At 45.5% G+C, this 18,618-nt stretch carries 20 protein-coding genes and 1 tRNA gene; 10 read left to right on the top strand and 11 right to left on the bottom strand.

Annotated features, from left to right (window positions below):
* Window positions 1-45: 45 nt before the first annotated feature.
* Window positions 46-459: a VOC family protein gene (locus KW844_RS21270; RefSeq protein WP_218378803.1), complete on the top strand. Its 414-nt coding sequence runs from the start codon at window positions 46-48 to the stop codon at window positions 457-459.
* Window positions 460-527: 68 nt separating this feature from the next.
* On the opposite strand, the gene KW844_RS21265 is transcribed toward KW844_RS21270, so the two are convergent.
* The 7 genes from KW844_RS21265 to KW844_RS21235 all read right to left on the bottom strand — a co-directional run bounded on the left by KW844_RS21265 (window position 528) and on the right by KW844_RS21235 (window position 6,891).
* Complete coding sequence (locus tag KW844_RS21265; protein ID WP_218378802.1) at window positions 528-1,109, bottom strand: YdeI family protein; 582 nt, start codon at window positions 1,107-1,109, stop codon at window positions 528-530.
* 84 nt (window positions 1,110-1,193) lie between these two features.
* Window positions 1,194-1,266, bottom strand: a tRNA-Ala gene (locus KW844_RS21260).
* A gap of 64 nt (window positions 1,267-1,330) precedes the next feature.
* Window positions 1,331-1,750 (bottom strand): two-component system response regulator, encoded by a 420-nt coding sequence (locus KW844_RS21255; protein ID WP_073083958.1) that lies wholly within the window; start codon window positions 1,748-1,750, stop codon window positions 1,331-1,333.
* Complete coding sequence (locus KW844_RS21250) at window positions 1,734-2,831, bottom strand: ATP-binding protein (protein ID WP_218378801.1); 1,098 nt, start codon at window positions 2,829-2,831, stop codon at window positions 1,734-1,736. The genes KW844_RS21255 and KW844_RS21250 overlap by 17 nt, the downstream gene beginning before the upstream one ends.
* A gap of 18 nt (window positions 2,832-2,849) precedes the next feature.
* Window positions 2,850-5,021 (bottom strand): 7TM diverse intracellular signaling domain-containing protein, encoded by a 2,172-nt coding sequence (locus KW844_RS21245; protein WP_218378800.1) that lies wholly within the window; start codon window positions 5,019-5,021, stop codon window positions 2,850-2,852.
* An 11-nt stretch (window positions 5,022-5,032) separates the two neighbouring features.
* Window positions 5,033-6,151 carry a ThiF family adenylyltransferase gene (locus KW844_RS21240; RefSeq protein WP_218378799.1) on the bottom strand — a complete coding sequence of 373 codons (1,119 nt, stop codon included), beginning with the start codon at window positions 6,149-6,151 and terminating at the stop codon, window positions 5,033-5,035.
* A gap of 17 nt (window positions 6,152-6,168) precedes the next feature.
* Complete coding sequence (locus KW844_RS21235) at window positions 6,169-6,891, bottom strand: hypothetical protein (protein ID WP_218378798.1); 723 nt, start codon at window positions 6,889-6,891, stop codon at window positions 6,169-6,171.
* Between the two features lie 500 nt (window positions 6,892-7,391).
* Here KW844_RS21235 and KW844_RS21230 point away from each other — a divergent pair, with 500 nt between their 5' ends.
* Window positions 7,392-8,123: a superoxide dismutase gene (locus KW844_RS21230; protein ID WP_218378797.1), complete on the top strand. Its 732-nt coding sequence runs from the start codon at window positions 7,392-7,394 to the stop codon at window positions 8,121-8,123.
* 83 nt (window positions 8,124-8,206) lie between these two features.
* Here KW844_RS21230 and KW844_RS21225 read toward each other — a convergent pair whose 3' ends face one another.
* From KW844_RS21225 to KW844_RS21215, 3 genes are read right to left on the bottom strand one after another with little or no spacing between them, the layout of a single operon-like run.
* A complete protein-coding gene (locus tag KW844_RS21225) occupies window positions 8,207-9,835 on the bottom strand; it encodes a glycosyltransferase family 39 protein (RefSeq protein WP_218378796.1) in 1,629 nt (542 codons plus the stop codon).
* Window positions 9,836-9,854: 19 nt separating this feature from the next.
* Window positions 9,855-10,529, bottom strand: a complete 675-nt coding sequence (locus tag KW844_RS21220; protein ID WP_218378795.1) for a phosphatase PAP2 family protein — start codon at window positions 10,527-10,529, stop codon at window positions 9,855-9,857.
* A gap of 11 nt (window positions 10,530-10,540) precedes the next feature.
* A complete protein-coding gene (locus KW844_RS21215; RefSeq protein ID WP_218378794.1) occupies window positions 10,541-11,980 on the bottom strand; it encodes an LptF/LptG family permease in 1,440 nt (479 codons plus the stop codon).
* A gap of 81 nt (window positions 11,981-12,061) precedes the next feature.
* Here KW844_RS21215 and KW844_RS21210 point away from each other — a divergent pair, with 81 nt between their 5' ends.
* Window positions 12,062-12,676: a hypothetical protein gene (locus tag KW844_RS21210; RefSeq protein ID WP_218378793.1), complete on the top strand. Its 615-nt coding sequence runs from the start codon at window positions 12,062-12,064 to the stop codon at window positions 12,674-12,676.
* On the opposite strand, the gene KW844_RS21205 is transcribed toward KW844_RS21210, so the two are convergent.
* Window positions 12,673-13,053, bottom strand: a complete 381-nt coding sequence (locus tag KW844_RS21205) for an START-like domain-containing protein (protein ID WP_073083943.1) — start codon at window positions 13,051-13,053, stop codon at window positions 12,673-12,675. The genes KW844_RS21210 and KW844_RS21205 overlap by 4 nt on opposite strands.
* A gap of 364 nt (window positions 13,054-13,417) precedes the next feature.
* Here KW844_RS21205 and KW844_RS21200 point away from each other — a divergent pair, with 364 nt between their 5' ends.
* The 7 genes from KW844_RS21200 to KW844_RS21170 all read left to right on the top strand — a co-directional run bounded on the left by KW844_RS21200 (window position 13,418) and on the right by KW844_RS21170 (window position 18,567).
* Window positions 13,418-14,287 (top strand): RNA polymerase sigma factor RpoD/SigA, encoded by an 870-nt coding sequence (locus KW844_RS21200; RefSeq protein ID WP_073083942.1) that lies wholly within the window; start codon window positions 13,418-13,420, stop codon window positions 14,285-14,287.
* A gap of 216 nt (window positions 14,288-14,503) precedes the next feature.
* Window positions 14,504-15,832: a signal recognition particle protein gene (ffh, locus tag KW844_RS21195; protein ID WP_218378792.1), complete on the top strand. Its 1,329-nt coding sequence runs from the start codon at window positions 14,504-14,506 to the stop codon at window positions 15,830-15,832.
* Between the two features lie 104 nt (window positions 15,833-15,936).
* Window positions 15,937-16,389 carry a 30S ribosomal protein S16 gene (gene rpsP, locus KW844_RS29305; protein WP_218378791.1) on the top strand — a complete coding sequence of 151 codons (453 nt, stop codon included), beginning with the start codon at window positions 15,937-15,939 and terminating at the stop codon, window positions 16,387-16,389.
* Window positions 16,390-16,463: 74 nt separating this feature from the next.
* Window positions 16,464-16,985, top strand: a complete 522-nt coding sequence (rimM, locus tag KW844_RS21185; RefSeq protein ID WP_218378790.1) for a ribosome maturation factor RimM — start codon at window positions 16,464-16,466, stop codon at window positions 16,983-16,985.
* Between the two features lie 27 nt (window positions 16,986-17,012).
* Window positions 17,013-17,684, top strand: a complete 672-nt coding sequence (gene trmD, locus KW844_RS21180; protein ID WP_218378789.1) for a tRNA (guanosine(37)-N1)-methyltransferase TrmD — start codon at window positions 17,013-17,015, stop codon at window positions 17,682-17,684.
* Between the two features lie 118 nt (window positions 17,685-17,802).
* Entirely contained in the window at window positions 17,803-18,150 is a 348-nt protein-coding gene (gene rplS, locus KW844_RS21175) for a 50S ribosomal protein L19 (RefSeq protein ID WP_073083931.1), read from the top strand.
* A 159-nt stretch (window positions 18,151-18,309) separates the two neighbouring features.
* Window positions 18,310-18,567, top strand: coding sequence for a twin-arginine translocase TatA/TatE family subunit (locus KW844_RS21170; RefSeq protein ID WP_218378788.1), 258 nt, complete (start codon window positions 18,310-18,312; stop codon window positions 18,565-18,567).
* Window positions 18,568-18,618: the final 51 nt, after the last annotated feature.

The raw sequence follows: 18,618 nt of genomic DNA, 5'->3' as shown, positions 1-18,618 counted from the left end.
TTAGTAACTTTAGTATTCCTACCTGTAATGCTAAAACACATTGTTATGTCTACACTAAACGCTTATCTGACCTTAAATGGTAACTGCGCCGAAGCCATGAACTTTTACAAGAGTGTAGTGGGCGGCGAATTGTTTTTAATGCCGGTGAAAGACTCCCCCATGAAAGAGGAAGTGCCGGCAGAATTTCATGGTGCAATTATGCACGCCTCTTTACGTAACGGCGACTTCAATCTGATGGCGAGCGACAGCATGAGCCATGGGCCCGTTAACTTTGGTAACAGTGTTAGCCTCACCTTATCCTGCAATGATGAATCAGAAGCAGAGCAATATTTTAACGGCCTTTCGGCAGGCGGTACTGTTACGATGCCGTTAGCGGAAACGTTCTGGGCAAAACGCTTTGGCATGTTAACCGACAAGTATGGTTTTCACTGGATGGTGAATGTGGAGAAACCGATGTAACCATTGGCTACTTCAGCCTGTTCGTGATTAATGCTTTCACTCCATGGCAGGTGGCGTGAAAGCATTAATTACTTTCGATACTTCTTGAACTGATCAATTTTTCTTTCTTCCGCACTCGCTTCAATCGCCTCATTCAATCGCTTGAGCTTTGTAGCAGGCTGTTTGGCACTCACAATCAGCCAGGTGATTACTTTCTGATAGGAAGGCGCCTGCGATGTAAAAAATTTCCAGGCAACCTTATTTGCCTTAAACAGTTTCTCGCTCTCTTTATCCAGTGCTACCGGCTCCTTTTGTTCATGGGAGTATTTATTGGTTTTGTCTTCTTTTCTTTTCTGAAAGATGGCATGGCCGGCAGGATGCACGAGTCCTTTGGCGGTTAAGTCTTCCATTTTCTTCAGGTTCACCGCGCTCCAGATGCTGCCTGCTTTCCTGGGGGTAAAACGTATCAGGTAACTTTCTTCATCAATAGATTTTCTCACCCCATCGATCCAGCCGAAACACAGCGCCTGATCTACCGATTCAGGCCATGAAATACTAGGCTTGCCACTGCTGGTTTTATAAAATCCAACAATGAGTTCCGTTTCGGTGGTATGATTTTTTTCCAGCCATTTGCGGAAGGCTGCGGCGGTGGTGAAGAAAGTGGGTTTCATGTGTAGTGGTTATATCTTAAAGATACAATATTACACTACTGCATGATGCAAATAAAAAAGGTCTGGAAATTCCAGACCTTTTTGTGGAGGATACCGGGATCGAACCGGTCACCTCAAACATGCCATGCTTGCGCTCTACCAGATGAGCTAATCCCCCATTGCAAAGTTTTTATCCCCTTGCGGGATGCAAAAATATATAATTCCCTTGAAATCCAAAATTTTTATACAAAATCTTTGAAAATTCCTTCTACGGCATCGCGGAGTTCCTTCATCAGTAAGGGTTTGCGTAATAATTTTGTTACCAGCGGATTGGCATTTGAGCGGGTAATATCGCTGTAATCAAGGGTAGATGATACCATGATGATGTGGCATTGCGACTTTATTTTCTGCGGATAAGCGTCAAATGCCTGTAGGAATTCAAAGCCATCCATCTCGGGCATTTGAATATCCAGCAGGATGATCGTTGGAGGTATGCGAGGCAGGGAAATATTGCTGGATAAGAATTCCAGCGCCTTGTTCGCGTTCAGAAACGATAATACAGTTCTGCTGATCTGTTGCAACGTGATTAGTTTTTCGTGCAACAACAGATCTATTTCATTATCATCAATCAATATGACTCTCAGATCAGGTATCGAATTCATTTCTGTTTGGAATGGTAATTTCAAATTGAGTGCCTTCGCCGTATTTGGATTCGACGTTTATTGTACCGCCGATTTTATTTAATGCCTCCTTCACAATGTATAACCCAATTCCACTGCCTGGTTTGTTATTATTCTTGGAGCGGAAAAACATTTTGAAGATGTTATTCAGATGTTCGCTTAGTATGCCAATGCCATTATCCCGGATCCATAAAGTAGCCTTGTGCGGTTCCACTTTAACAGACAGATGTACCATTGGGTGGGCCTCTTCCGGTTTTTGATATTTAACAGCATTGGAAATGAGATTGTTCAGTATAACGCTGATCCGGAAGGTATCGCCCCGGAAGTCTATCTCCTGCTCTACCTGCGTCTGAAAACGTATATCCGTGTTCTGCGGTTGGAAAACCGTGATACAGTCGTTCAGCAGGTTGTTGAAGTCGATCTTCTCGTATTCTATCTCCAGCCGGGAGTTACGGTAGTATTCAATGATTTTCTGAATAAAGCCATCCAGCTTTAGCACACAGCTTTCCACCATGTTCAGATAACCGTTAGGGTCGGTTACGCTGTTGTCCAGCCGCGATAAATTTATGATCCCCAGTACCGACATCAGCGGGGAACGGAGGTCATGGGAAGTGGAGTAGATAAAGCGGTTGAGCTCATCGTTGGTTTTTTCCAGCTCCACAATTTTTTCCTTTAGCTGGCGTCTGGTGGAGTAAATCTCGTATGCGTTGTTGATGGTGCGGTGCAGCTCATGCTCGTCCCATGGTTTTTTAACATAGGAGAAGATGTGGCCTTTATTGATTGCATCAATGATGTCATCCACATCAGTATAACCCGTCAGGAGTATGCGGATAGGGTCCGGCAGCACATCCTTGATTTCATTGAAGAACTCCACCCCGGTAGATACAGGCATTTTCTGATCGGCGATAATGATATGCACCATGATCTCCTTTAGTAGCTGCTTGCCCTCCAGGGCCGAGGTAGCGGTATAGATTTCATAACTCCTGCGGAAACTAGCCTTGAACGCATTCAGGTTATGGATCTCATCGTCAATGTAAAGTATTCTGATTCGGTTCTCTTTCATCTGGTAGTTATGGTTAAGCTACAGGTGACTGGAAAGGTCGAGAGGTAAATATATAATAAATTCTGCTCCTTCACCCGGCGCCGAGTTTACAATTATCTTGCCCCGGTGCTTTTCAATGATGCTGAATACGATAGAAAGTCCCAAACCGGTACCTTCTCCCACATCCTTGGTGGTGAAAAACGGATCGAAAATTTTCTCCTTCACCTCGGCAGACATCCCAATACCTGTATCACGGATAGTAATAACAACAAATTTTCCTTCCTGGCGGGTAGCAATCGTAATAAATTCCTCCCCATGTACTTTTTTGCTCTTAATCGCATTCAGGGAGTTGCTCAGGATATTCATAAATACCTGGTTCACCTTACCTGCGTAACATTCAATTTTGGGCAACTCACTGTATTCCTTGATGATGGTAACATTGGAGGGAATACCGTTTCTCAGCAGCACTAACGTGGAATCCAGCCCTTCGTGGATGTCGATGGATTTTATATCACTTTCATCCAGGCGACTGAAGGTACGCAATCCCTTCACAATTTCTGCTGTTCTGGCAGCGCCATCTTCAATACCTTTTATCAGCGAGGATATTTCTTCGTGGATGTAATCTATATCAATTTCGCGCTTAAACTGCTCAATGCTGATCAGCTCCTGCTGTATGTTTTCACTGCCTTTCAGCTGTGCATACCGGTTTAAAAGCTCCTGCAGGTCTGCAATATCCAGCTTCAGCGGCTTAATATTTGAAGTTACAAAATTGATCGGGTTGTTGATTTCATGGGCTATGCCGGCCGTCAGCTGACCAAGGGACGCCATCTTCTCTTTCTCCACCAGTCTGGTCTGCGTGTCTTTCAGGTTCGTCAGGGCCACGTTAAGGTCCTTGTTACTGTTTTGTAACTCCTCCGTTCTCTCCTGTACTTTGGCCTCCAAGATAATATTTTGCTCTCTTACCAGCTGCTCATTTTCTTTGGAAATTTGCAGGGCAAGTGCCTGTGAAGCCTCTTTCTCTGCCTTGAAGGTATTGATTTTATCTGCCAGTGCAAATGACAGCAGTACAACCTCCATCCCGGAGCCGATCACAAGAATATGACTCGTGAAAATATTGTAAGGAATAATACCAATATCTTTCAAAACAAAAGTAATCACCGCCAGGATAAAGATTGTCCACGCAAAAACGAATATCCTGGCCGGTTTCGACTGCCTGAATGCCTGTGATATAGCAAACAGCAGGATAAAACTAACCCCGGTAATCGCCAGGAAGTCAATCATCGCATAGGCAATAGAGTAATAGCCCAATACACTGAGTACTAACGTACTGGAATATACGATAATAAACAAGGTGAATATGCGGTAGGCCCATGGTGCCTTCTCTTTTACATGCAGGAAGTTCTGTACAAACAGCAATACCGCAATGCCCGATAGTGCCCCGGCCCAGTTTACACTCTGCTCGGTTATAAACAGGTTATCATGCCAGAAGAAGCGGTACCCAAATCCATGTATAATCATCTGGGTAAGCCCTACAAACAGGATGTACAATATGTAATAGAAATAACTCCAGTCTCTTACTGAAAAGAAAATAAAGGTATTATAGAACACCATTACGAGGATAATACCAATATATAGAGAGAGTAAAAGGTCGTCGTTATAGAGTTTATTATAAATTTCCCGGCTTGTTCCTATGTAAATGGGCACCAGTATGGTTTCCCTGCTTTGAATACGTACATAAAACGTTTGGGAGGTGGTATTGGGAATATTGATATTGTAAATGAAGTTCTGGTGGATAACGGGTCTGGACTTAAACGGGCGGAGCTCACCTCCTGGAATCATCTGGTAACGGCCGTCTTTATCCGGGAAGTATAAGTCGATCAGGTCCAGAATAGGGTAGGTGACGTTGAACATCAGGTCATTTTCCCCGGAGGTATTCTGGACGGTAAACCGCAGCCATATGGCGTCTTTGGTAAGACCGAAGTTGGGGATCTGCTTTTTCAGCTTCTGGAAGCTGTTGCTGTGCAGGGCATCTTTAAACTGCAATTTCCCTGAAGGGTCCAGCAAAAACTCCAGCTGACCGTATTCAGCCAGCTGGAGCGGAAAGTTTTTAGATATATGAATAGTATCTGCCCAGGCTGGTAAACGAAACAGCGTTACTAACAGTAACAGGCATACGAATTTTGAATATACCGGCTGGATCAGATGTCGCATTTAGATGGTGGTCACTTTATTTGTTTGAAAATTTGTTCCAGGTCTACATAGTATCTGCCCGACTCAATATCCCCGCCCAGGCTAAGCTCCCGGCATACATGACCGATAGCAGCCCCGCCCAGCATCACTGCTGATGCCAGCTGTGGCCAGGTGGTAATTGATTTCCCTATTTCCTGCAATGAATACTGCATTTTCGAAGATAATGAGCTGAAGTCGACGATACTATCTACCAGTGCCATTCTGGCTGGTCCCTGCATACTACGTACAGCCGCCGGGGTGAGCGTTTCTGGCACTCTTCCATGCAATATAGGTAAATCAGGCTGCACATCAAACCTTTCGACGTCAACCATTCCTCTGTCGCTGGTATCCATCAGTACAGGTATGCCCAGGCTACGTGCGTGCTGGCGTGCCAGTATCTTCACATCCAGCCCGTCACATTCTTCTACAAGGATATCCAGTTTTCCACCTTCGGTGAGAAATTGGTGTATATTTTCGTCGGTGATGCCTTCATCGTAACAGACTACCGAAAGAAAAGGATCAATTTCAGCAATTTCCCTGGCTACTAATACTGTTTTCAGCACGCCTATGTTATGAACCCCGGTACGGATACGGTTCATATTGCTGAGGTCCAGTCTATCAAAGTCGGCTATACGTAATTCCCCGCAAAGGCGTTCTATGGCTAATGCCAGTGCTACGGACTGTCCTACGGACAAGCCGATCACCCCTATTTTTTTTGTCTGGAGTAAATCACGTTGCTGACTGGTGATTTTTTGCTGATTTCTGCTGGTACGCAATTCAATGAATTCGGCCTCGTCCAGTAGGTGTACCACTTTGGCGGACCAGGGGTAATATACCCATACACCGTATTCCTCCGGTGCGGTGTTTCCCAGATGGGCAGCAGCCAGTTCCTGCAGTTGAATGTCTGTAAATCGTTCGGATGGATGACGAAGCTTCATCAGCTCGGTGAGCTGGGCCTGCAATTCGTCGAACACGCTGATGGCCGGATGTTGTTGTAATAGATTCGCCAGTGCTGAGGCTTGTCCTGGGTCTTGCAAGCGGTAAAAAGTTACGTTTCTGTCCTGGTGTTGCTGCCTGCCTGCTGCTATTGCCTTAGCTAACGTTGTATTCATGTCTCTCGTATTTTATGCTATCGGACCATTGGCAGTTCGCTTGTGGCGGCGGACATGATGCGGAGATCATAGTCCACCTGCATTTCGCCTTTGGGTCCTTTCTCTATAATCGTCTGTACCGGATTGTACCGTAGACTCAACATCCGCTCTTTGTCTTCCGGGTGCGCACTTTTCAGTTCCAGCGGATCTTTGAGGATAAGTGCAGTCGCGATGAGGTCTTCTTTGGGATAATAAAAAGTGCCCTGGTTACCGATGTTGGTCATGATCTGATATCCGGTGCGGATACTGTTTCGGAAAGTCGTTTGGGCGCAAAACCCAAGGAAGGTGGTTACTGGTAACTGATTCAGTACGGCATTGACTACCCGGAAAAGGACTATGCTGCCAATTCCCCAGCCAGCTACCTCGCGGGAATTCCATAACCCGCAGAACTCGCCGGTACCACCATCTGCGGCTAATTCCTTTACTATATCGAATATTCTTGGATCCATGGTGTTGATGGCCGATTCAATAGGCAATGGTACTGATCCGCCTGCCAGCTGAATCCGGCATCCACCATACGTTTTTGTGTAGTCATCGTTGCTTACGGTAATGATATAAGTATGAGGCTCGTACATCCAGTCTACGTTGGCAGAAGTTACCTTGGTAACGCCATACGCTTCCAGTACTTTCCGATGCCCTGCAATGTATTGCAGGCACTCTTCCGGATACTCTATCGCCTTGAATACTCTAACCTTAAGCATGTAACTGGGATGCTTTATAAAAAAATAATAACCTTATTTAACCCGGATTGGTCATGCTGCTCGAACAAAACCGGAATAGTTTATAATGACAGTTTTCCACTGATATTGGTCATACTAACAACGCGACCCGCCAGCACAGGGTCTGCGCTTTACGATTTGTGTTGGTCATAGTAGCAAGGGTTGCAATTCTATCTCCGCAGTTAGCAGCGCCCGGGATAAACAGTTTCATTAGCTGAAAAAAGATTAAAATCAACTCATCTTCACATGAAGGTAATGGTAAAATAGTATTATTTCCAGAATTATCCATAAAGTCAACCCGTATTTTTCACGCTTTATACGGGTAAAATCACCTGGGGCGCTGGTTCTCAATAAAATAGATGGATGGAAATATTTCAGGTAAAATGAAAATGTAACAAGCTGGTGCAAAATTTGATAAATTTTTTACCAGCTAACAATTAGATTTGTATGCCCATCAGTTAAAACAAATTCAATCTTTTTATATGAACAAAAGAGAATTTATCAAGCTTACCGGCCTCGCCGGCGCCGCAGTGCTAAGCGGCCCGCTTTCCGGTCTGGCTAGCACGTCAGCTACCGTGAAAACCAATTTTGACGATCCAAAGGCTCCCTTCACCCTCCCGCCACTGCCTTACGGCTTCGACGCACTGGAACCTAATATCGACAAACTGACCATGGAAATCCATCATGATAAGCACCACGGCGCTTATGTGAAAAATCTCAATGATGCTATTGCCGGTACACCATACGCCTCTCTTACGCTGGAACAAATCCTGAAGAAAGTAACTGCAACGGATAAGGCTATACGAAATAATGCCGGTGGTCACTATAACCACAGCTTGTTCTGGACACTGCTTTCGCCTGCAAAAACAAATCCTTCTGATAAGCTCAAAGCTGCTATCACCAAAGATTTTGGATCATGGGAAGCCTTCCAGCAAAAGTTCAATGATGCCGCTAAAACCGTATTCGGTTCAGGTTGGGCATGGCTGATTGTTACACCCGGTAAGAAATTGTCGGTAATCAACACTCCTAACCAGGACAATCCACTCATGACTAATCTGGTGAAAGAGCAGGGCGCACCTATCCTCGCGCTGGATGTGTGGGAACACGCGTACTACCTGAAGTATCAGAACAAACGTCCTGACTATATCAGCGCATTCTGGAATGTAATTAACTGGAATGAAGTGGAGAAGAGATATAAGGCGGCGATTGCCTGATTTGTCCGTTACAAAGCGACCGCCATCGGCGGTCGCTTTGTAACGGATTTTTTGATTGCTGTTGGTAGCAAGAAATCTGTTAGTTATTTACGTTTGAAAAATACAAATCCATTCTTTTCCCCAATCAGCTCCAGGTTAGGATGCTGCCTGTAAGGCTCCGAATCTGTAATCCGGCAGATGAAGTAAGCCGGCTTGTCAATCTGCCCGTTCAGTAACCACTCGGTATCGTAATAATTCTTATTGCTATGCGGCATTTCACGGGAATAATAATGCTGTGCATAACTATGATAACTCAGGGCTTTTACATACACATCCTTGCCCTGGAATGATTCAAAAAACTCAATGGCCGCACGTTGTGAATAGGCCTCTACCTTCGGTACAAAATGTACAACCGTCACCTGTATAGCGAGAATAGTACTCACAAACAGCATGATTAACCCCTGCTGCATTTTCTTCTTCGCCAGCAAAATACCACTGATAATAACCAGCAAGGCATATCCCAGCCCGTAACCGGCTTCGGTTACAGACCATGGCACGTTTGCCTGCAGGTTAGCTACAGCAAACCGGTCATGGATATACGGGATCAGCTGATCCTTGTATACGCCTACCAGCGGCAATACGCCAATGGCGATGCCGAGTACCACCCCTATAAACAGCAGCAGCGTAAGGTTCCACCAGCGCAAGGCGCTTTTGCCTTCCGCAAGCCGGTATACCTGTACTGCCGCCAGGAATGTCAGCGGGAAGTAGCAAAGTGAGGAGTAGTGTACTATTTTGGTTTTTACAACCGAAAAGAGAATTAATACCACCCAAAACAGCACCCACATCCATTTGGTGAAGTCCTTCAGCTCAAAGGAAACAGAGGTAGGGGTGTAGATGGATTTTTTACGATTGCGTTGCAGGTAGTTGAACAGGAATATACTCGCCGGAAAACAGCCCACCAGCAGCACAATCCAGTGATAGAAGAACGGACCGCCATGGCCGGCATCTTCGGTGGTGAGCAGCCGGATCTGGTATCTCACAAACTCATTTACAAACCACCAGCCATGCGTGAGGATTTCATATCCAAACCATAACAGGGTGGTAAAGCAGGCGAGCAGCGCGATGATCCCTATGTGACTAAACTTAATGGCTATACGCCCTTTATTGGCGATCCAGTATACAATCAGCACCAGGATGGCCACCAGGATGGCTACCGGCCCTTTGGTTAATACGGCCAGCCCCAGGAATAATCCGCTGAGTGCCGCAGTGGCAAAGGTTTTCTGCGTATAGGCGATCCGGTAGGCAAAGTAGATAGCCAGGAAAATGAAGAGGTTGAAAGTAGGGTCGATAATACCCGATTTAAAATAGAAGTGTGGTAGCCAGGAGCCGGCGTATACCAGTGCCCACCACGTGCCCAGTTTAGGGTCGCCATGCTTTTTGCCGATGGCGTAGATCGACAGCAGGGTCACAATACCAATGATGGCATTGGGAAATCTGGCAGCGAAATCGTTGACACCAAAAAGCATCATACTGCCGGCCTGCATCCAAATGAATAAAGGCGGCTTTTCCCAGAACGGGCGGAAATCAATCTGAACTTGGCTGAAATTGTGCGTTACAATCATCTCCCTCGCAGCTTCGGCAAAATTTATCTCGTCCCAGTCGAAGAGATGAGCCTCCCCTAGAAACGGAATAAAGAGCAGCGCCGCAAACAGGGCAATCAACAGGTATCTCATTATAGTAGTCTATGTTTTTCTATGCTGGTGCATTGGCGTTTAGCACAGCCTCCGGACAAAGTTCCGGTGCTGACGTGGTGTTACGGAATTTGAAAATCGCGAACACCGCAACAGCGCTGAGGGTGCCAACTATACTACCAACGTAAACATCCGCAAAAAAGTGCTGTGCGAGGTAGATTCTTGTGTAGCCCGCAATAAACGCAAGTACTGCAAATCCAAATCCCCAGCGCTTTTCAGGCGAAATGAGGGACAGGAAACAAAACATGCAAAAGGCGCCGGCGGAATGCCCGGATGGAAAACTATTGCTGCCATGCACAGTTACCCATTTCACCGTGTGAACCAATACACAGGCCTCATCACCAAAATAGCTGACGGGGCGGGGCGCATTGAAATAATGTTTGGCTACCTGCACAATCAGCACTGCCACCAGAAATGATACCAGGCCCATAAAGAACAGCCTGAATCGTTGCATGAGCAGCATCAGCAGCAATAACAGACTGAACATGATGCCATCTCCCAGGTAGGTTAAAATAGAAATCAGCAAATCAGCCCATTCGGAATGAACTCCGTTAATTCCAAGAAAGATCTCCCGTTGGCTGAAGCTGATTAACGTAATTCCTCCCAGGACCAGCCATAGGAAGAACGGCAGAAAGAAGTAGGCATTCTTTCTGAACAGTGTAAACAGCGTTTTCACGTTTGTAGGTTTTAAGTTGTAGGTTGCTTCTTAAATCTTTGTAAGAACTTCTTTATTTTTTGATATATACGAAAATAGAATTCTTTATTGAAAAGCTGAGAATCATTCATGGCTTTATAGATCAAAAAAGCCGCGATAGGCAACAGTACCATGTTTGAGAGCCACATACCCGACCAGGTTTCCATTACCCCGCTTCTGGCCATCTTCTCTCCAACCATGAAAAATATATTAAAAATCACAAAGAATATAACGGCAAACACCAGTGGTGTACCGAGGCCACCCTTGCGGATAATAGAGCCCAGTGGGGCGCCAATGAGGAACATTACGATACATGCCGCTGCCAGGGTAAATTTACGCTGCCACTCTACTTTGTGCATTAATACAGCACCATGTTTGCTTTCATAATCTTTTGCAGGTGTTTCGAGAGATGAAAGGGCTTCACGGCCTGTTTGCTCCGCTCTTTCAAGGATGTTCCTGCGCTGGTTGTCAGGGATCAGATCCTCGAAATTTTTAACTTTCAGTGGTGGCGCCTGGGCCAGCCACGCGCTGTCTTTCCACTTGGAAAAAGTATAGCGGCTGCTCACGTAGGCATGAACGGTTTTGCCATATCCGGATTCTACTTTCTTCAGGGAGTCGATGGCAAAGTCGAGCTGCCGGATATTGAGCATTTGCTGGTTAGAGGCAAACAGGTCCATATTGAGGCGGTTGAAGGCAAAGGCGCTGAGGTCAAAAGCTTTGCTGTACTTTTTGAAGCCGAGGCGGATCATATCCTGCGGAACGCTGAAACCGCGGTTGCCTCTTTCTTCATATCTCCATCCGTTTTCGAGGATGAAGTACAGATAGCGCTTGTTGGCGGTGAGCACCATCTGGCCTCTTTCGGCCAGGATCACCTTATCGCCGCCGCCCCCGGAAGCATGATCAAAGATCATTACCTGGTGGATGGTCTGGTTGTCTTTATCTTTCTGGGCTACCTTGATGGTATAGCCGGGAATATCTTTATAGAAAACGCCTGCTTTGATATTGAAGGCGGGTTTGGCATTGGTGATGTCCCAGAGCAGGGATTTTGCCTGTAAGTTGGCCACAGGAATAACGTAGTTGGCGAACAGAAAGGCAAGTGCTGATATGATAATGGCAATAAAGAGGAGGGGGCGCATAAAGCGCAAAAGGGATATACCGGAAGATTTAATGGCTACCAGCTCAAAGCTTTCGCCCAGGTTTCCGAAGGTCATGATGGAGGACAGCAGTACAGCCAGTGGAAGGGCAAGCGTCACCAGCGTGGCACTGGTATAGGCGATGAGCTGAATGATAACAGTGGTATCCAGGCCTTTACCTACCAGGTCGTCGATGTACTTCCAGAGAAATTGCATGATCAGCACAAACAAGGTCACGAAAAAAGTGGCAATGAATGGACCCAGAAATGTTTTTATAATGAGTTTGTCGAGTTTTTTCACTGATAATGCTATATTAAACCGTAAAGTTAGTACGAATTCACAAAGCGGCACCAACTGTCGCTGAAATTACCGTTAAATTATATGGAAATTTTTGAATTAACAGCAGCCGAAGCAGCGATTGCCGGCAGTCCGGATATAATATTATTAAAAAACCGGGTAATGGAGAAGGTGGTGGGACTCATGGGGGAGGTGCATCGTGGACTGGCGGCGGCGGATAGTCACCGGCATTTTCCTTTCCGGGAGGAGTGGCAGAAGCCTTCGGCAAAGATATCAAGAGGAGAGCAGTACCGTCATTTACCATGGGTAATGCTGGATTTCCCCCGTTATTTCAGCGGTAAGGAGGCATTTGCATTTCGCACTATGTTCTGGTGGGGGCATTACTTTATCTGTACCCTTCACCTGGGAGGGAGTGTAAAAGCTCAGTTCAGGGATGCGCTGATCCGCAGCCATGAATTACTGGCCGGAAATGGTTTTCAGGTTTACCTGGGGGATGATCCCTGGGAACATGATTTTGAAGGAGGCAATTACAGGCCCATAGGAAGTATCAGTTTAGCGGACTGGAGTGTAGTTACGGATCGTTATGATTTCCTTAAAATAGCGAAGCCGTTTACGCTGTCGCAATGGGGTGAAGTAAAAAACGAAGTGGTGGCGGCTTATGCGACCCTCCTTGAATTACTTAACAGCAAAGCGGGTTAGTTTCCGATTCTGTGGAATAAATCCTTTACCTGGTATTCCCACAGCTGACTCTGATCTTTAATTTCTTTCTTTTCAGCGAAATCTTTTACGACAAGAATAGTTTCGTTGGTAACTTCTGAGATCTGTATCCTGAATTCGAAGTATTCATCTTTAGGGGCATGTGTCCAATGCAATCGGATAAACTCGTCCTCTTCCTGTTCGAGCACTTCCGCTTCTTCTTCGGTGCCATTCCAGGAAAAAGAGAATACATTATCTCGGAAATCAACTTTATCAGCGAACCATTCCTGTAAGCCGGCCGGCGTAGAAAGAAATTCGTATAATATACCGGGTGAGCATCTTACCGGGAATTCCAGCTCATATAGCACTTTCTTAGACATCTCTTCAATATAATTGGTAAATCAATATCATCAGTTTGCAATGATAGAAAATTATTTATTCTGTCAAAATAATTTACGGTTTTTTTTTAACTATTGGCAGAAAACTTTCTTCACTTTAAATAATTTCTACTTATTATTAAATATAATAATGTTAAATTTTGACATATGGATGTAAACTAGCCATATCATGCCTATGCGAAAAAAAATCTGATTTTGCAAGCACTTAAACGTCAATCGATTTTGTTTGGAAATGATTTAAAATTGACAGAATTTTTTTGGGCGCTATCTAAAAAAACTTATTTTTGTCAGGCATTCATCAAATCTTAACTTTTTATTAACCTGTAACTGTTCCGACTCTATGTCAATGCGCCAACTCAAAATCACTAAATCCATTACCAACAGGGAGTCACAATCCCTGGAAAAGTATCTGCAGGAGATTGGGAAAGTGGATTTAATTACGCCGGAGGAAGAGGTAAATCTCGCCATCCGCATCAAGCAGGGCGATCAGAGAGCGTTGGAGAAGCTTACCAAAGCCAACCTGCGTTTCGTGGTTTCCGTTGCCAAACAGTATCAGAATCAGGGCTTGTCACTCAGCGATCTTATCAACGAGGGCAACCTGGGGTTAATTAAAGCTGCTCAACGTTTTGATGAAACGCGCGGTTTTAAATTCATCTCCTACGCTGTATGGTGGATTCGTCAATCCATCCTCCAGGCTTTGGCTGAACAATCCAGAATCGTGCGCCTGCCGCTTAACAAAGTAGGCCTCAGCAACAAAATCAGTAAAGCTTATTCTCAGCTGGAACAAGAGTTCGAGCGTGAACCATCTCCCGATGAGCTGGCCACCATCCTCGAAATCAATACAGATGAAGTAGAAGCCACACTGGGAGTTGCCGCCCGCCACGTGTCAATGGATGCACCTTTTATCGACGGGGAAGATAACTCCCTGCTGGATGTACTCGAAAATCCGAACGCCGTTAGCGCCGATGAAGAGCTGGATCACCACGATTCCCTCCGCCGCGAAATCGAACGTTCCCTTTCCACCCTTACAGACCGGCAAAAAGATGTAATCATGCTGTACTTCGGTATCGCCGTTGAACATCCAATGTCCCTCGAAGATATCGGAGAGAAATTCGGTCTTACCCGTGAGCGCGTACGCCAGATTAAGGATAAAGCAATTACTAAACTGAGAACTACCTCCCGCAGCAAGTTGCTACGCAACTACCTCGGAAGCTGATTTTCAACTACATATTTTCCGGAAAGCCTGCCCATTCGGCAGGCTTCTTTTTTTGTTCAGGGAGATGTAAATGCCACGGGCATACCACAAGTCTTAGCTGCTTTGCAAGCAAAGAGACAAAACATAATCTCTTGCGGGCTTGGAACCCTTAGCCCGCTTTGCTGGAAAAAACTCGCGGAAAAAAACTACATTTGCCATCCGTTTAAAATACCGACAATGTTTGAATCACTATCAGAGCGGCTCGACTCCGCGTTTAAACAACTTAAAGGCGAGGGACGTATCTCCGAGATTAACGTGGCCACCACCGTTAAGGAAATCCGCCGTGCACTGGTGGACGCGGATGTGAACTACAAGATTGCCAAGGAATTTACCGATAAAGTAAAAGATAAAGCACAGGGTGAAAAGGTACTGACCTCCATCTCCCCGGGCCAGCTGATGGTAAAGATCGTGAAAGACGAACTGGCCGAACTGATGGGCGGCACCGAAGCTGAATTCGATATTAAAAATAATCCTACTATCGTTCTGATCGCAGGTTTACAGGGTTCCGGTAAAACTACCTTCTCCGGTAAACTGGCGAATTATCTCAAAACCAAGAAAAGCAAAAAACCATTACTGGTAGCTGCCGATATCTACCGCCCTGCGGCGATCGATCAGCTGAAAGTACTCGGTGAGCAGATCGGAGTAGAAGTTTACAGCGAACCTGAGAATAAAAACGCAGTTCAAATCGCTGAAAACGCCCTTAAACACGCCAAATCAAATGGTAATAACGTCATCATCATCGATACTGCCGGCCGCCTGGCAGTAGATGAAGCCATGATGACCGAAGTAGCCAACGTTAAAGCTGCTGTAAAACCTCATGAAATCCTGTTCGTGGTAGATTCCATGACCGGTCAGGATGCGGTAAATACAGCCAAAGCCTTTAACGAACGGCTCGACTTCAGCGGGGTGGTACTGACCAAACTCGACGGTGATACCCGTGGTGGTGCGGCACTAACCATCAAATACACCGTTGAAAAGCCAATCAAATTCGTGAGCATGGGAGAAAAACTCGATACCCTCGATGTTTTCTACCCTGAACGTATGGCACAGCGTATCCTCGGCATGGGTGATATCACCACCCTCGTAGAACGCGCACAGGCCCAGTTCGACGAAGAGCAGGCTAAAAAACTGGAGAAAAAGATCCGCCAGAATCAGTTCGATTTCGACGATTTCCGGGAACAACTCCAGCAAATCAAAAAAATGGGTAACCTGAAAGACCTGATGGGTATGATCCCTGGGGTAGGTAAGGCTATCAAGGATATCGACATCAGTGACGACGCTTTCAAAGGCATCGAGGCCATGATCAATTCCATGACCCCCGAGGAAAGAGGCAATCCGGACATCATCGACGGTAGCCGCCGCAAGCGTATCGGCGCCGGTAGCGGAAAAAATATCCAGGATGTCAACCAGTTCATGAAGCAGTTCGAACAAATGCGCCAAATGATGAAAATGATGAATAAATTCGGCGCTGGTGGTAAAGGACTCAAAGGAATGATGAAACGCTAGTAATCAGACGAAAAATAATTTTGTAAATGTCAATTGTTGAGGTTACATTTGCATCCCTAATTAAACAATATTTCCTAACTCGCAAAAAATAACTTGACTTATTTATGCCAGTAAAAATCAGACTGCAAAGACATGGCGCGAAGAAAAGACCTTTCTACTTCATCGTAGTAGCTGACGCTCGCGCTCCAAGAGATGGTAAATTCATCCAGAAAATCGGTACTTACAATCCACTGACTGTACCTGCTTCAATCAACATCGATACTGAAAAAGCATTGCGTTGGTTACAGAAAGGTGCTCAGCCTACTGATACTGTAAGAAGAATCCTCTCCTTCAAAGGTGTATTGTATTTGAAACATCTCTTAAGAGGTGTTACTTTGAACCTGTTCGACGAGCCTACTGCTTACCAAAAGTTCGCACAATGGCAAGCTGAACACGAACAGAAAGTTTCTGCTCGCCGCGATAGCCACAGAAAAGCTAGAGTTTCTGCACCTATCGTTAGGAAAGTAGAAGACACTCCTGCTGCTCCGTCTGCAGAAGGCGAAGGCTCAGAAGCATAAAACGGCAACGTTTTACAAATACCTGAAAAGGAAATATTTGCAACCGCAAATATTTCCTTTTTTAATTTCCAATTATGAGTAATTACTTCAGTATAGGCAAACTGGTGTCGGCACATGGCCTCCAGGGCGAAATCCTGGTAAAACATAGTCTCGGCAAACGCTCCACCCTGAAAGGAGTAGAGGCAGTTTTTCTGGAAGAAAGAAAAAACAGCTTTATTCCTTACTTTATCAAGGAAGTAAAGGCCAAAGGCGTAGACCAGTTCTACCTGAAACTGGAAGGGATCGACTCCAAGGAAGCTGCACAAAAGCTCCTTCCAGGGCAGATATACCTCCAGGAAGCCGATTTCAAGGAGCAGGCAGACTCCTCCTCACCACTGGCCCTGCTGGGCTTCACCGTTGAAGATGCCCACCATGGCACCCTCGGCGTGGTAGAGGAAGTAATTGAAATGCCCATGCAGGTGCTGGTTAAAGTGCAGATAAAGGGAAAAGAAGCCCTGCTGCCCATCAACGACCAGTCACTCGTAAAAATGGATAAAAAGAGCCAGATTGTACATGTAGACCTTCCGGAAGGATTGGTAGAACTTTACACCGGCTGAGAATGAACCAATTAACAAACCGGCATTATGCGTATTGATATAATATCCGTGCTTCCTGAACTGCTGGAAAGTCCGCTTTCCCACAGTATTATGAAGCGCGCACAGTCCAAAGGGCTGCTGGAAGTACACCTGCACCACCTGAGGGAGTATTCCTCCCTGAAACACCAGCAGGTAGATGACTATCCGTTTGGAGGAGGAGCAGGAATGGTGATGATGCTGGAACCTATCGTGAATTGCATCGAAACACTGCAAGCCAAAGTTTCCTACGATGAAATCATCTATATGACCCCCGACGGTGAAACGCTGAACCAGAAAATGGCCAACCAGCTTTCCATGAAAGGGAACCTGATGATCCTCTGCGGACACTATAAAGGCATCGATCAGCGTATCCGCGATCACTTTATTACCAAAGAAATCTCCATCGGCGATTACGTGCTGTCGGGCGGAGAACTTGGCGCCGCAGTATTAGTGGATGCCATCGGGCGACTCCTCCCAGGCGTACTCAATGATGAAACAAGCGCATTATTCGACTCATTTCAGGACAATCTCCTCGCTCCGCCGGTATATACCCGCCCGGACGAATTCAGAGGCTGGAAAGTGCCCGAGGTGCTCCTGAGTGGTGACCACCGTAAAATCGAAGACTGGCGGCATCAGCAGGCAATCGAAAGAACCCAGGCCAGACGTCCGGACTTATTGTAAATTAATAGATTAGATATTAGTCAGAAGGTATTTTGAGATTTTTGGAGAATTATTACTGCATTAATTTGGTAAATGCTATTTCTTGACTTACTTTTGCACTCCCATAAATATTTGAAAGATGAACGCAATTTCGTTTGTTCACGAACAACTGACAGCTAAAAAACAGTACCCGAAGTTTAAAGCAGGCGACAACGTCACTGTCAATTATAAAATCGTGGAAGGTAATAAAGAAAGGATTCAGTCCTTTAAAGGTGATGTGGTGAAAATCCAGGGTACAGGGTTTACTGCGTCTTTCACTGTTAGAAAAATCTCTGACGGTATTGGTGTAGAAAGGTTGTTCCCACTCTACTCTCCTAACATCGATGGTATCGTGTTAAACAAGGTGGGTAAAGTAAGAAGAGCGAAACTGTACTACCTCCGTCAACGCGCTGGTAAAGCAGCCCGTATTAAAGAAAAAAGGGTTTAGTATAAATACAGGGAAATTAGTAAAAAGCGGAACCGTTAAGGTTCCGCTTTTTTCATTTCCTTAAAATCGTCTTAAATCTGACCGGCAGCAATCACTGGCGGGTGAAAAAGCGGATTTTATAGTTACCTTTGTGTATTAGAACATTAAACAACTGAGAAGATGACTGCTGTTTTCGCTAAATCGACTTTTTTATTTCTTTCCGATGTAGGTGGTTCTGAACTGCTGCTGATCGCGATTGTAGTTTTACTGCTGTTTGGCGGTAAAAAAATTCCTGAACTGATGCGCGGCCTGGGTAAAGGTATCCGCGAGTTCAACGACGCCAAAAACAACGTGCGCCAGGAAATTGAGGAGGGTATGAAAGATAAACCAGCCACTGCTACTCAGTCTTCTACTACAGATACTACCCCTAACGCTTAATAGCAGGGGTATCACGTTACGATTCGTATTTTCATATTTTCATTTTAACTG

The organism is Chitinophaga sp. sic0106 (assembly GCF_019219075.1).
Taxonomy (GTDB): Bacteria; Bacteroidota; Bacteroidia; order Chitinophagales; family Chitinophagaceae; genus Chitinophaga.
Note: the sequence above shows the minus strand (reverse complement) of the source record. Positions and strands in the feature narration are given on the sequence as shown.

Excerpts from the sequence above, each read along its gene's own strand:
- KW844_RS21170 (WP_218378788.1), top strand. The coding sequence starts at position 18,310 with ATGACTGCTGTTTTCGCTAAATCGACTTTTTTATTTCTTTCCGATGTA.
- KW844_RS21270 (WP_218378803.1), top strand. The coding sequence starts at position 46 with ATGTCTACACTAAACGCTTATCTGACCTTAAATGGTAACTGCGCCGAA.
- rimM (WP_218378790.1), top strand. The coding sequence starts at position 16,464 with ATGAGTAATTACTTCAGTATAGGCAAACTGGTGTCGGCACATGGCCTC.
- KW844_RS21235 (WP_218378798.1), bottom strand. The coding sequence starts at position 6,891 with ATGCTTAAGGTTAGAGTATTCAAGGCGATAGAGTATCCGGAAGAGTGC.
- KW844_RS21205 (WP_073083943.1), bottom strand. The coding sequence starts at position 13,053 with ATGTCTAAGAAAGTGCTATATGAGCTGGAATTCCCGGTAAGATGCTCA.
- KW844_RS21200 (WP_073083942.1), top strand. The coding sequence starts at position 13,418 with ATGCGCCAACTCAAAATCACTAAATCCATTACCAACAGGGAGTCACAA.
- KW844_RS21255 (WP_073083958.1), bottom strand. The coding sequence starts at position 1,750 with ATGAATTCGATACCTGATCTGAGAGTCATATTGATTGATGATAATGAA.
- KW844_RS21245 (WP_218378800.1), bottom strand. The coding sequence starts at position 5,021 with ATGCGACATCTGATCCAGCCGGTATATTCAAAATTCGTATGCCTGTTA.
- KW844_RS21210 (WP_218378793.1), top strand. The coding sequence starts at position 12,062 with ATGGAAATTTTTGAATTAACAGCAGCCGAAGCAGCGATTGCCGGCAGT.
- ffh (WP_218378792.1), top strand. The coding sequence starts at position 14,504 with ATGTTTGAATCACTATCAGAGCGGCTCGACTCCGCGTTTAAACAACTT.
- trmD (WP_218378789.1), top strand. The coding sequence starts at position 17,013 with ATGCGTATTGATATAATATCCGTGCTTCCTGAACTGCTGGAAAGTCCG.
- rplS (WP_073083931.1), top strand. The coding sequence starts at position 17,803 with ATGAACGCAATTTCGTTTGTTCACGAACAACTGACAGCTAAAAAACAG.
- KW844_RS21230 (WP_218378797.1), top strand. The coding sequence starts at position 7,392 with ATGAACAAAAGAGAATTTATCAAGCTTACCGGCCTCGCCGGCGCCGCA.
- KW844_RS21265 (WP_218378802.1), bottom strand. The coding sequence starts at position 1,109 with ATGAAACCCACTTTCTTCACCACCGCCGCAGCCTTCCGCAAATGGCTG.
- KW844_RS21225 (WP_218378796.1), bottom strand. The coding sequence starts at position 9,835 with ATGAGATACCTGTTGATTGCCCTGTTTGCGGCGCTGCTCTTTATTCCG.
- KW844_RS21250 (WP_218378801.1), bottom strand. The coding sequence starts at position 2,831 with ATGAAAGAGAACCGAATCAGAATACTTTACATTGACGATGAGATCCAT.
- KW844_RS21240 (WP_218378799.1), bottom strand. The coding sequence starts at position 6,151 with ATGAATACAACGTTAGCTAAGGCAATAGCAGCAGGCAGGCAGCAACAC.
- rpsP (WP_218378791.1), top strand. The coding sequence starts at position 15,937 with ATGCCAGTAAAAATCAGACTGCAAAGACATGGCGCGAAGAAAAGACCT.